Annotated in this window: 11 protein-coding genes; 7 read left to right on the top strand and 4 right to left on the bottom strand. The window is 54.9% G+C overall.

Features of this window, described 5'->3' with window-relative positions; all coding sequences use genetic code 11:
• Window positions 1-243: 243 nt before the first annotated feature.
• From EK22_RS18170 to EK22_RS18160, 3 genes are all read right to left on the bottom strand, one after another.
• Window positions 244-522, bottom strand: a complete 279-nt coding sequence (locus EK22_RS18170; protein ID WP_020158848.1) for a hypothetical protein — start codon at window positions 520-522, stop codon at window positions 244-246.
• A gap of 86 nt (window positions 523-608) precedes the next feature.
• A complete protein-coding gene (locus tag EK22_RS18165) occupies window positions 609-1616 on the bottom strand; it encodes a hypothetical protein (RefSeq protein ID WP_036253238.1) in 1008 nt (335 codons plus the stop codon).
• A gap of 3 nt (window positions 1617-1619) precedes the next feature.
• Window positions 1620-3176, bottom strand: a complete 1557-nt coding sequence (locus tag EK22_RS18160) for an MBOAT family O-acyltransferase (protein ID WP_036253236.1) — start codon at window positions 3174-3176, stop codon at window positions 1620-1622.
• On the opposite strand from EK22_RS18160, the gene EK22_RS24990 reads away from it, so the two are divergent.
• The 5 genes from EK22_RS24990 (at window position 3145) to EK22_RS18140 (ending at window position 8934) form a co-directional block, all read left to right on the top strand.
• Window positions 3145-3291: a hypothetical protein gene (locus EK22_RS24990; protein WP_198014732.1), complete on the top strand. Its 147-nt coding sequence runs from the start codon at window positions 3145-3147 to the stop codon at window positions 3289-3291. The genes EK22_RS18160 and EK22_RS24990 overlap by 32 nt on opposite strands.
• 178 nt (window positions 3292-3469) lie before the next feature.
• Window positions 3470-6010: a PAS domain S-box protein gene (locus EK22_RS18155; protein WP_036253234.1), complete on the top strand. Its 2541-nt coding sequence runs from the start codon at window positions 3470-3472 to the stop codon at window positions 6008-6010.
• A 335-nt stretch (window positions 6011-6345) separates the two neighbouring features.
• Window positions 6346-7107 carry a hypothetical protein gene (locus EK22_RS18150; protein WP_036253232.1) on the top strand — a complete coding sequence of 254 codons (762 nt, stop codon included), beginning with the start codon at window positions 6346-6348 and terminating at the stop codon, window positions 7105-7107.
• An 837-nt stretch (window positions 7108-7944) separates the two neighbouring features.
• Window positions 7945-8175 (top strand): hypothetical protein, encoded by a 231-nt coding sequence (locus EK22_RS18145; RefSeq protein ID WP_036253230.1) that lies wholly within the window; start codon window positions 7945-7947, stop codon window positions 8173-8175.
• Window positions 8176-8403: 228 nt separating this feature from the next.
• Window positions 8404-8934 carry a hypothetical protein gene (locus EK22_RS18140; protein ID WP_036253228.1) on the top strand — a complete coding sequence of 177 codons (531 nt, stop codon included), beginning with the start codon at window positions 8404-8406 and terminating at the stop codon, window positions 8932-8934.
• 58 nt (window positions 8935-8992) lie between these two features.
• Here the strand turns inward: EK22_RS18140 and EK22_RS18135 are convergent, their stop codons facing one another.
• The gene (locus tag EK22_RS18135; protein ID WP_036253226.1) at window positions 8993-10399 is read right to left on the bottom strand and encodes an aminotransferase-like domain-containing protein; all 1407 of its coding nucleotides are present in this window, start codon (window positions 10397-10399) and stop codon (window positions 8993-8995) included.
• 310 nt (window positions 10400-10709) lie between these two features.
• Between EK22_RS18135 and ilvE the strand changes: the two genes are divergently transcribed.
• Both ilvE and EK22_RS24760 read left to right on the top strand, forming a co-directional pair.
• Window positions 10710-11591, top strand: coding sequence for a branched-chain-amino-acid transaminase (gene ilvE, locus EK22_RS18130; RefSeq protein WP_036253224.1), 882 nt, complete (start codon window positions 10710-10712; stop codon window positions 11589-11591).
• Window positions 11588-11743: a hypothetical protein gene (locus EK22_RS24760; RefSeq protein ID WP_161786464.1), complete on the top strand. Its 156-nt coding sequence runs from the start codon at window positions 11588-11590 to the stop codon at window positions 11741-11743. The genes ilvE and EK22_RS24760 overlap by 4 nt, the downstream gene beginning before the upstream one ends.
• Window positions 11744-11909: the final 166 nt, after the last annotated feature.

Below are 11909 nucleotides of genomic sequence, written 5' to 3'. Positions count from 1 at the left end.
GCAGATTATAAAGCTATTTGCCTGTTCTATACGGCTTTATTAAATCGTTCTCACACTTCGGAGGCTGTGAAAGTATTCAATTTAAAGGATTTAACCACGAAGGACACGAAGAGCACGAAGTTTTAAGTTTTTGATTAACTTAATTTTTTTTCTTCGTGTCCTTCGTGATCTTCGTGGTAAATAAGGCTTTTTATGATGTTTTTACTAATTCTTTCACACTCTCTCCGGCGTGAGAACGATAGCTCAGGAATTGGCCTGCTTGAAATGCATGTGCTTGACCCAGGCGGCGCTGGCGGCGCCCACCACGATATAGGCGTAATTGACGAACAGGCCGGACAATGTGCCGGGGTTGTGTTCGAGCGCATCGCGCAGGCCCGGCGTTACGGCGACAGTCCAGACAACGCAGGGAATCAGGAAAGACAGGAAACCCAATACGGCCGAGGACAAGGGATTTTTGCCGGTCGCTTCGGCGCTTTTGTAAAACCAGTAGGTGATGAGTAAAGCGGTAACGGTGCCTGCCATAATGAAATTCCGTAAGTTGACGTTGCTAATAGCGCCACAGTATCAAATTGCCCTCTTCCGCTCAAGCGTGATGCCTTCATCCGGCCTTACCGTTGCAATCGTTCCGCCACTATATCGCCGAGGTACAGAAAGCCGTTGACGCTCAAATGCGTGTCGTTAGGCTTGTAGAAATCCTTGATCAGTTTGCTTTGCCGTATGAATAACTCGCTTAAATTCGGGGCTGATAATTCCGGATACCGGGCCAAGGTATTCCAGATGGTTATCGATGGATTTTCATTTAAATAAACCGTGGATTTATCCGGCACGATAAGCCAGAGAGGCTGAATGCCCACTTTAAGCAGGCTGCTGTTGATAGTCAGGACATTGTTTATTGAATCGAACAGTGGTTTCTTGAAATCATCATTGAAGAACAATCCATAATTGCATAGCTTATTGGTAAATAAGCGGCAACCGTCCATGGCAACGACCCGCGCATCATCGAAGATGAAAAAATCGTCAGACTGGCGTAAATAAGCGAGTTTGATTTTGTTGATCAGCGCCTTGAGCATCCACTCGCCGCCGATGGGATTTTTAATCGATGACATCAGCGAATGCGTACGAGTAACTGGCGGAGAAGGTAGGGTATATATTTTTACCTCGATATCGTCATGCTTTTTGCAAAGGGAACGCATACGCTCCTGGAAAGCACGCTCGATGCTTTCAATTACCACATAACGGCCTTTGAATCCGGCATGGCGCAAGGCATCGCCAATGTTCTCGCAGGGTTTAAGCTGATCCCAATGGATGTCGCTATGTTTTAAATTCATTGAGCGTAACCGGCTTTGCCAAAGCATATTTCCAGAAAACGAATCGCCGATCACGAACACGTCCGCATCAGTCAAGGCATCGCTTTTTAGCCGGGCTTCGGGGACAAGCGGTTGAGGCTGATTCCAGCCAAAATCCTTTTCCGGCAAATGCCCTATTCTGGTCAGATCGCCCTCCAGCGGTTCGAAATACCATTCCGAAATCCATAACGTCAATATGATGAGGCTGAGAGGTATGATCAGGATCAGGCTGTATTTCCTAAAGTTAAACGTCTGCGCGAGAGGATTCATTGCTTAAAACTGGAAGTATAAAAAAGGCGACTGTTTCGATAAGTTAATCAGCGTAAAAAAGCCCAGAATCAAAATCGATAAGGCGTGTAATAACGACGGCTGCCAATGGATGGAATCCGGTTTTCTGATTGCCACATTGGGCGCGGTTAAAACCACCTGATGACTAGCCATGATTTGCGCTATATTGGGCAGCTTGAAGACAATGAACATGGTGAAAATCAATGTCTCAATGGCTTTTTCCGTTTTAAGGCCGGTCAATGTCATAACGCCATCAAAATGGAAGCCGAAATTTTCCAGCTCATGGCTGAATTCAAATCGGCCCAATTTATTGGACAAGGAACAGCCGTTTAACCCCATCATGCCATTGAGCATCTGCATGGCCGTTTCAACGCTGTCGGCACGAAAGAATACCCAACCGACAACGACGGCCAGAAAAGTGCCTATTCCGGATGCAAGACGGGCTTTTTTGCCGCCGCCATGCCAGCCGTTATAGGCCTTCAGCTCACGCCAGGCATGATTGATCAGCAGGTACAAACCGTGCAACCCGCCCCAGATAACAAACGTCCAGCCCGCTCCATGCCACAGCCCGCCTAGCAGCATGGTAATCATCAAATTCAGATAACGCTGGGCATGGCCATGGCGATTGCCGCCCAATGGAATATAGAGATAATCGCGTAAAAAGCGCGACAGCGTGATATGCCAGCAGCGCCAGAATTCAATAATGCTGGTGGCCTTGTAGGGGGAATTGAAATTGATCGGCAGACGCACGTTGAACAGCAGCGACAAGCCGATCGCCATGTCCGAATACGCCGAGAAATCAAAATACAATTGCAGCGAATAAGATAACGCGCCTATCCACGCTTCAAAGAACAACGGCTGACTGCCTTCCTGGACAGCTGCAAAAACAGGTGTGGCAAAATCGGCCAGCGAGTCGGCCATGAATATTTTCTTTGCGAGCCCCAGCAGAAAAACAGTGAGGCCCGTTGCGATATTTTCCCAGTTGATCCGGCGGATATCGGGCCTGGCAAATTGCGGCATCATTTCCTTATGATGCAATACGGGGCCGGCGATTAAATGCGGGAAATAAGTCACGAACAGTATATAGCGAATGAAATTATATTCTTTCGCCTTGCCCTGATAAGCATCCACCAGGAAAGCAATTTGCGTGAAGGTAAAAAATGAAATACCCAGCGGTAATAAAATATCATCGATTAATAGCGGGGTATTGATCAGGCTATTTATATTTTCAATAAAGAAGTTGGCATACTTGAAATAGCCCAACAATATTAAATTGCTAATAATGCCGCCGGTTAATATCAATTTTGATTGGCCGGGTGCTAGGGAATACTTATCTCTAATTAAATAACCGGCACTGTAATTAAAGGCGATGGAGCACAGCAGCAGCCCAACAAAACGCACATCCCACCAACCGTAAAAAAACAGTGAGGCCACAGCAAGCCATGACAGGGCTAAATTGTGACTGTGTTTGCCGATGTAATAAAAACCGCAAACGGCAATGGGAAGGAATATGAAAATAAAAAAGTATGAGTTAAATAACATGAATAAAGCTGCAATCTATATTGGTGAGAATGCAGCCCGCCTGCATGACCCACTGCCAGTATTTAAGCAGTATATTCTAACTCATACTGGGCCGCAGGGTGACTTGAAGGCATAAACCGCCACGCCTCCAACCTTCATCCGGCTATTTTGCGCGCATCGTGACTCTGGAGCGTGGGAATGCTAATCTCAGGCGGTAAAGCCCGGACTTAATTTTTCAGCCATAAAAGTTTTCCGGGAACTCGGATCGCCAGCCAACGGACAGAAGTAGTGTTTCTCTTTACCAAACCTAATTGATGAAAAAGGGTGCCACCGTGCACGATACTAATCCCCAAGACCTGCCGGACTGGATCATGAAAGCGCTGGATTCCGCCAGCTGCGGCATCACCGTGGCCGACGCAAGACAGGCCGATACGCCCTTGATCTACGTGAACCGGGCGTTTGAAGTCATGACCGGCTACTCGAGGGACGAGATTCTGGAGCGGAACTGCCGGTTCCTTCGGGGCGAGGACCATGACCAGTCCGATCTGGACATCCTGCGCCAAGCGATGGACGAGGGCCGGGAAACGACGGTCGTGCTCAGGAATTACCGCAAGGACGGCACGTTCTTCTGGAACGAATTGCGCCTGGCCCCGGTTTTCGACGATCAGGGCCGGCTCACCCATTACATAGGCATCCAGACCGATGTGACGGCGCAAAAGGAAGCCCAGGCCGAAGTGCAAAGGCAAGCCCGGCAGTTCCACAAATTCCTCGAAGCCATCCCTTCCGGTATCGTGGTTCTGGATGCGCAGAGCCGGATCTTCTTTGCCAACCGGGCGGCCAGCGCCATTACCGGAAAAACACTCGAGCTGGGCAGCGTAATTGAAAATCTGGTGGATTATTTCCAGGTGACCCTGGCCGGCACCGACAGGCCTTATCCGCTTGAAGCCTTGCCGACCACGCGGGCGCTGGCGGGGGAAACGGTGGCCGTGAGCGACATAGAGATCCGGCGCGACGGCCGCCACATCCCCCTCCATGTCAGCGCCTCTCCGATACATAACCAGCAAGGCGACATCAGCCACGCGGTTGCGGTTTTCGCCGATATTTCCGAGATCCGGGAAAAGGAAAACCGGCTGAAAGATGAAGAAGCCCGCCATCGCGCCCTTCTGGATAGCTCGCTCGACGCCATCATCACCATTAATGCCTCCGGCATCATTCAATCCATCAACCCCGCGACGGAGCATATCTTCGGCTACCGCCCGGAAGAACTGCTGGGCCATAACGTCAGATTGCTGATGCCGGAGCCGCATCGCAGCCTGCATGACCGCTACCTTGAAAACTACCTGAAAACCGGCCGGGCCAAAATGATCGGGGAGGCGCGGGAAATCTCGGCGCTAAGGAAGGACGGCACCGTATTCCCTATCGATCTCACCGTCACCGAGGTGAAACTCCCCCAGGGCAGCCTGTTCAAGGGCATCGTGCGCGACATCTCCAAGCGCAAGGAAGCCGAGGCGCTGGCTGCGCGTACGCTGGCCAAACTCAAGAAAAGCCAGGAAAACCTGCTGACTCTGCTCAACCAGTTCCGGGTCGGCACCGTGATGCTGGACGCCGATCATCGCGTGGAGTTTGTCAGCGAATCCTGCGGGCAATTCGCCGGCATCGACCGCGGCACGGCCGTCGGCCGCCCCTGGGATCAGGTGCTGCCTTTCGGGATGCCGTCGAAAATACAACTGCAGCGGCTGCTGGACCTCCCGCCCGCCGAGCGCTACCGCATCACCCTGCACTGGCAGTGCGCGGACCGGAAAGCCTGCTGGGTGGAATGCGACGTGCGCGACGACCCGCAGGCGCCCGACCGCCACATTCTGCTGCTCTACGACGTTACCGAAATCCATCAGCTGCGGCAGACCATCGACGAGAGCCGCTACGGCCGGATGCTCGGCAACAGCGACTCCATGCGGGAGCTGTACCAGCTCATCGAGGATGTGGCGCGCGGCGACTGGACGGTATTGATCGAGGGCGAAACCGGGGTCGGCAAGGAACTGGTCGCCCACAGCATCCATGCCGCCAGCCCGCGCAAGGACGGGCCGTTCATCGCCGTCAACTCGGCAGGGCTGAGCGAATCGCTGCTGGCCAGCCAGCTTTTCGGCCACCGCAAGGGCGCGTTTACGGGCGCGGTCGCGGACCAGGAGGGTTTTTTCGAGGCCGCGCACGGCGGCACCCTGTTTCTGGACGAGATCGGCGATCTGCCCCTGAGCATGCAGGCCAGCCTGTTGCGCGTGCTGCAGGAAAAGGAAATCACCCGTCTCGGTGAAACCCGGATACGCAAGGTCGATGTGCGGATACTGGCGGCGACGCACAAGAATCTGGCCGAAGAGGCCCGCGCAGGCCGCTTCCGCGAGGACCTGCTCTATCGCCTGCGCGTGGCGCGGCTTTATGTGCCGGCCCTGCGCGAGCGCAAGGCCGACATCCCGCTGCTGGTCGAGTCCTTCCTCTGCCAGAGCTATCACTTTTCCAGCCGGGCCCAGCCCCGGTTCGGCGCCGAAGCTTTGCAATGCCTGATGAATTACGACTGGCCGGGCAATGTGCGCGAGCTGAAAGCCTGCGTGGATTATGCGGTCATCCACAGCAAAGGCGAATGCATCAACCCTCAGGATCTGCCGCCCGAATTCAGCCGGACCACCGCGTCCGCCGTTGCAGAACCCGAGCCGATGATCGTCGGGGAAGACGAGCGGGGGCGCATCCTGGCCGCTTTGGAAAAAACTCGCGGCAACCGTATGCAAGCCGCAAAAATGCTCGGCATCAGTCGGGCCACGTTCTACCGGCGTCTGACAGAACTGGACATTTCTCCGGATCGATAAGCCAGCCCCGGCCATGCCGGGTGATTTCCAGCCATTATCCGGCACGGTCCGGCGCGCAGATTCGGTCATCTTCCGCTATTGTCTCAATACTGTCTCACAGGCAGCTCATGAAACATCGGAGAGACAGTCGACCTGTATCACCCGTTTGACAAAGCTGTCCCCAAATCTTTTCTCATGCACACCCATCCCATTGTTATTTATATTGTTTTGATAATTTTTCCTCAATTGGCCCGGCAGTTGCTCTATAGCTCCTGGAGAATCATCGGCCTATAACCGGCCTCATCGACCGGCAATCAAATCAATCAGATAAATTTTTAGCTTTTGAGGCAACGAGAATGAAAAAACAACTTGCAATCGTATCGATAGCATCAGCTCTGGCTATGGGCACCAGTGGTCTTGCGATGGCTGCGGGCCCTGATTACTATACAAACACTCAGATCCCTACCGGCAATGCCGCTTCCGAGTGCTCCGCGCTCGGCTCGTTGATCGGCAAAGAATTCACGTATTCGTTGAAATGGAATGAGGGGGCGGGCGAAAGTGCACCGAGTCAGACTGAAACCGCCAATTTCCCGGAGCACAGCAATACTATCACCGTCTCAAACTCCATCCTGGAAGAGGACGAATACAAAACGTTCGACTGGAGTTCCGATCCGAACGGTATCGGCGCCGTGCTGGTCAAGGCAGGCCAGGGTTACAACGTCTATACCTATGACCCGCAGGCCAGGGGCGACAGCGGTCTTTATGCGCCCGATAACAAGGGCATCAGCCATGTAACCTTCTGCTGGAACAAGGAAGAGGCCGAGTTCAGCGAGTGGTGCTCGCCCGGCTACTGGCGGCAAGAACAGCATCTGGATGCCTGGGAAGCGACCGGCATCACGCCTGAAGACAATTTCTACAGCAAACTGGGCTACTACCCCAAACTGAGCAACCAGGGCGTGAAAGCCGGCGCCACTTCGGACCCGACGCTGTGGCAGGTGTTGCAGTCTCCGCAATACTATGGCGGCGACGCTTTCAATGCCGTGGGCGACTTGCTGAGCAAAGCGCATCCGGACGTGAGCTTCACCGGCGAACGCGTCGAGGACAGCTGCCCGCTTTAATCCATCATCGGTCGGCAAACGGGTCGGACAATCCGATCCGGTTGAATTGAAGCCCGCCCGGCGTCAACATCGGGCGGGCTTTTTTTTTCAACTGTTGGGCATGGCATCAATCAGGCGAGGATTAGGAGTGGGCATAAAATAACTTCCTCAAGTAGTCGAAGGATTTTCCGGTGTAAGCGCTGAATTATTTATGCCCTATGGGGTACTTGTGCCCTTCAGGGTATCCGCGCAGTGCGAATACCCTGAAGGGCACAAGTGAATTCGCACCTACAATTTTCTGATTTATTCCATGCTCATTACTTAGGATTTGGCCGTAAATAATGTCCCTGTTTAAACATAGGATGCGCCGACGACAGGAGGCGCATCGTTCGCGAGCGATGCGCTTCACTGCGCCGCCTGGAGCGCCTACTTTTGGTCAGCACATCCTATGCAAGATTCCAGTTTCAGGAAGTCATCTTTAGCCAAATCCTTAGTCTTTGGCTTTCATCCGGCTTTTGCACCGTTCATAACCCGCCTGCCGCAACATGCCGATCTCCAGGCCCCATTGCTGAAAATCCGCGATTCGAATGCTTGGCATTAAAAATACCCGAACTGTCTCGCGACTGTCTCATGAGACAGTCGCGAGACAGTCATTTTGTCTTATTTGCCCGTTAAAATTCTGCCCTATCTTTGTCCGGAAAAACGTATCTTTTTGTTATTACAGCTATTTTTTATTTTTGTTAAATTGGCACGGGAGTTGCTTTATTTAGTCAGGCAAAAAAAGATCCTGAGAGGCCTCGACCAGAAACAGCCTTAACGGATCATTATTCATCAACGGGAAAGATAGAGAAAACCAAAATGAATACAAAGCAATTTGCAATCATAGCATCGACAATGTCGAGCCTGGTGCTGGGCATCACCGCGCTTGCAATGGCTGCGGACCCGGCCTACCCCTACGGCAACGGGCAAATCAATACCGGCAATGCCGCTTACGAATGCCCTCGGACCGCCGGATTGATCGAACAACCAACCCAGCCGACCGTTATAGCCGCCGGTCGGCCTGCCGAAGACAGCTGCCCGCTGAGTTAGGCGCGGCAAGCCAGGCTGTATCAGGCTCATGGGAGCGCAAAAGCCCTACCTTGGTGCGCGTCTTTGCCATAGTTTGCATGTTAGGCGCGCAACCTTATTATCTACCTCATCTTTATCCAATTTTTTTTGTACGTTGTAACTCGCCTGCAATATCTCACGTTTATTGTTTAACTTTCGTACACTTTAAATAGTTAATTTTCTGAGCCAAGCATCAGAGAGGAGCTTTTTATGTGCAAGACTTTTAACGCCATTGCCCTGACAAATTCCCATCCCGCCCAAGATCGTCCATCCGCCGGCGCGGAAGATATGTCCCCCAGAAGCCATACGGAGCGCGGCGGAGAAAAGACTGAGTTTGCCTTCAGCGAGCACTGGCTGATCCGCTATTATCAGCAAACGCTTTGGCAACAGCACCCGCTGCTGCTACTGTTGCTGATGCATTATGCCCGGCAACAGCACTGGTCGGAGCAACAGTGGCTACAGTGTCGCCGGCAATCGCTGCAGGATCTGCTGTCCGCGATCGAACTGCCGGCCACCGAGGCCAATTGCCGCGCGTTAATGCACTCAAGCGAAGAGGATGAGGTTGATGAACTGTTAGATCATGACCTGTCAGCGCTCGCGGCGCTGTACCAATTCTTTAAAAGCGGCAGTGCAAGCTTGTTGTCGGCGGCCGCGCTCCCTCAGGCAATCATGCGCTTGCTTCAGCGCGCTTTCATGACCGAAGCGTCTGGCGCCTATCCGCGGCTGGCGGCGGCGAGCTGATAGACTCGTGTCCACGCTCCGGCTATAAGCAACGCGGGAACGTGGACACGATCAGCCGTTAACCAATAAGCCTTCCCAGGGCCGCCAGTGCCCGCTCGACCCGTTCATCCCATTCGCAGGCGCAGTTCAGGCGAATGAAATTCCGGTACTTCTGCGTCGCTGAAAAAATCGGCCCGGGCGCGATGCTGATGCCTGCCGCCAAAGCCTGCCGAGCCAGTTCGACGGCATTGATCTCATCGGGCAGTTCCACCCACAGCACGAAGCCGCCCGCCGGCTGGGTCACACGGGTCTGTCTGGGAAAATGCCGGCCGATCGCCTCGGTCATGCGCCCGATGGCGCGGGCATACCGGCTTCTGACCTGGCGCAGATAGCGGTCGTGTCCGCCGCCTTCCAGCATTTGCGCCGCGGTCAGTTGGGCCAGGGTCGGAGCGGCCAGGTTGGTCACGTATTTCAGATATTCCACTTTGTCGAAATACTGTCCCGGCACGATCCAGCCGATGCGCAAGCCGGGTGACAGCGATTTGGAAAACGACGAGCAATGCAGAACCCGGCCCTCGGTGTCCCAGGCTTTCGCGACCGAAGGCCGCTGCAAACCAAAGCCGAGATCGCCGTAGACGTCGTCCTCGATCAGCGCGATGCGGTAGCGGTTCATGAGAGCGACCAGATCGCGCTTGCGCCCGTCGCTCATGCAATAACCCAGCGGGTTGCTGTAGTTGGGCACGACGATGCAGGCCTTGATCGGCCATTGTTCGCAGGCCAGTTGCAGGGCATCCAGCGCCACGCCGTCGCGTGGGTGCGTCGGAATCTCGATGGCCTTCAGGGCCAGCGATTCAATAACCTGCAGCAGGCCGTAAAAGGTCGGCGATTCTATCGCAACGATATCGCCGGGCCGGGTGACGGCGCGCAAGGCCAGCGTGATCGCTTCCTGGCAGCCGTTGGTGATGATGATGTCGTCGGGGCGGACCTGACAGCCGGCCTCGGACATGCGCCGGGCGATCTGCCGCCTCAGCTCCGGACTGCCGGGCGGGAATTCATAGCCGGCGACGCGGTTGCGATAGCGGCCTGAGCAACGGGCCAGGGTCCGCTCCACGCGCTGCGTAGGCAGAAACGACGGCGCCGGCACCGCCGCGCCCAGCTGCACCATGGACGGATCGTTGGCCGCCTGGGCCAGACGCAAGACCATGTCCTGGCCGGTCACGGGCGTCGGCCGGCTGGACGGTCTGGACACGGCCGGCTCCTGAAATCTGGCGCCGGGCCGGGAGCGCACGTAATAGCCGGAACGCTCGCGGGCCTCGATACAGCCCTGGTCCTCCAGCTGACGCAGCGCCGCGACAGCCGTGGCCGCACTGATGTTATGCTGTTCGCGCAACTTGCGGACGCTGGGCAGGCGGTCGCCCTGGCGGTAAACGCCCTGGTCGATGGCTGTCAATAGATGATCCGCGATGATTTCATAGAGTAGCGTCATGATTGTACCGTTACAGAAAAGGCGGCCGGGCAGCGGTACAGTGGCCGATTGACGTTATCTGTACCGGTTTAATTAACTGTTTTTGCGTCTGTATCGGCCCAAGCATAATGAGCTACGATAACAGCGTCAACAACAAGGAGTTCATCATGGACCAAATCCCTCTCTATCATCGAGCAGCCACGCCGGCGTCAGTCTCTGGCCGGCGATTGCGTGCATTTGCTCGGCCGGGCCAGGACTTTCGCAAGAGGGGAGATGAACGCCTAAAACTTCTGAAGATCTGAACTACCATTATTAACTAACGAGGATTGATATGTCTGAACAGGCTCTATGCTGGCTGAACGGCCAGTTGTTACCGCTGGAGGAGGCGTCCATTCCCGTCAACGATCACGGCTTGCTATACGGCGACGGCGTTTTTGAAGGGATTCGCATCTACCATAAGCGCGCGTTCCGCCTGCAGCGGCATCTTGATCGCCTGGCGTTGTCGGCCCGGGCGATTGCGCTCGACATCCCTTACAGCCTTGCCGAGCTGACGGCGGCCGTCGAGGAAATCGTGGCGGTTTTCGGCTGCGAGTCGGGCTATATCCGGCTGATGGTGACGCGCGGGCCGGGTCCGCTGGGTCTGAATCCTGCCGGCTGCCACCGGCCCAACGTGATCATCATTGCCGACCAAATAATGCTTGTGGATAGCCAGAGCCGCGAGCAGGGCGCCCGCCTGATTATCGCGGCCACGCGGCGGCTGCCGTTTGACGGCCTGGACCCGAGGATCAAAAGCCTCAACTATCTGAACCATATACTGGCCAAAATCGAAGCCAATCACGCCGGCGTCGATGAAGCCGTTTTATTGAACAGCCAGGGGCGGGTTACCGAGGGCACGGCCGACAACCTTTTTATCGTGCGGGATGGAACGCTGGCCACGCCGCCGTGCACGGAAGGCGCGCTGGAAGGCATTACCCGCGAGCTGATCCTGGAACTGGCCACCGAGGCCGGCATCCCTGTGCAGATTGCGCCGCTGGCGCCTTATGATCTTTATACGGCGGATGAATGCTTTCTGACCGGCACCGGCGCGGAGATGATTCCGGTCAGGGACATCGACGGGCGCCGGTTGACGGCATGCCCAGGGCCGGTTTTCAAACAGCTGAACCGGCTGTTTTTCGAGTGCATCGAATCGGAATCCGCGGAGGCACGCTCATGACCATGGTCGATTATTTCCAGTTGCAGAACCTCGCAAGCCTCATCCGGTATCGCAGCGTGTTAGGGGATCAGGACAAAATCCTGCCCGTGCAACATATGCTGACCACGCTGTTTCTGCATAAAACTCATCACCGGGGGCAAGTCACCGCTTGATCTGCCAGTGCGGCCACAATTACGGTACGACAGATTTTATTGCGCTGCCGGAACCGGCGGATTTGTAAGAACGCAGGGCGAGTTTGACGCGCAAAACGCTGCGTCTTGCCATTTATCCGTTCCACATTGCGTGACGCTGCAGCGCCCAAGGCCGCAAACTATTTCA

It is taken from the genome of Methylobacter sp. BBA5.1, assembly GCF_000746145.1.
GTDB classification, from domain to species: Bacteria; Pseudomonadota; Gammaproteobacteria; order Methylococcales; family Methylomonadaceae; genus Methylobacter; species Methylobacter marinus.
The sequence above is the reverse complement of the archived record's forward strand: the minus strand, read 5'-3'. Positions and strand labels throughout refer to the sequence as shown.

Excerpts from the sequence above, each read along its gene's own strand:
- EK22_RS18140 (WP_036253228.1), top strand. The coding sequence starts at position 8,404 with ATGTGCAAGACTTTTAACGCCATTGCCCTGACAAATTCCCATCCCGCC.
- EK22_RS18170 (WP_020158848.1), bottom strand. The coding sequence starts at position 522 with ATGGCAGGCACCGTTACCGCTTTACTCATCACCTACTGGTTTTACAAA.
- EK22_RS18150 (WP_036253232.1), top strand. The coding sequence starts at position 6,346 with ATGAAAAAACAACTTGCAATCGTATCGATAGCATCAGCTCTGGCTATG.
- ilvE (WP_036253224.1), top strand. The coding sequence starts at position 10,710 with ATGTCTGAACAGGCTCTATGCTGGCTGAACGGCCAGTTGTTACCGCTG.
- EK22_RS18165 (WP_036253238.1), bottom strand. The coding sequence starts at position 1,616 with ATGAATCCTCTCGCGCAGACGTTTAACTTTAGGAAATACAGCCTGATC.
- EK22_RS18135 (WP_036253226.1), bottom strand. The coding sequence starts at position 10,399 with ATGACGCTACTCTATGAAATCATCGCGGATCATCTATTGACAGCCATC.
- EK22_RS24760 (WP_161786464.1), top strand. The coding sequence starts at position 11,588 with ATGACCATGGTCGATTATTTCCAGTTGCAGAACCTCGCAAGCCTCATC.
- EK22_RS18160 (WP_036253236.1), bottom strand. The coding sequence starts at position 3,176 with ATGTTATTTAACTCATACTTTTTTATTTTCATATTCCTTCCCATTGCC.
- EK22_RS18145 (WP_036253230.1), top strand. The coding sequence starts at position 7,945 with ATGAATACAAAGCAATTTGCAATCATAGCATCGACAATGTCGAGCCTG.
- EK22_RS18155 (WP_036253234.1), top strand. The coding sequence starts at position 3,470 with ATGAAAAAGGGTGCCACCGTGCACGATACTAATCCCCAAGACCTGCCG.
- EK22_RS24990 (WP_198014732.1), top strand. The coding sequence starts at position 3,145 with ATGAAAATAAAAAAGTATGAGTTAAATAACATGAATAAAGCTGCAATC.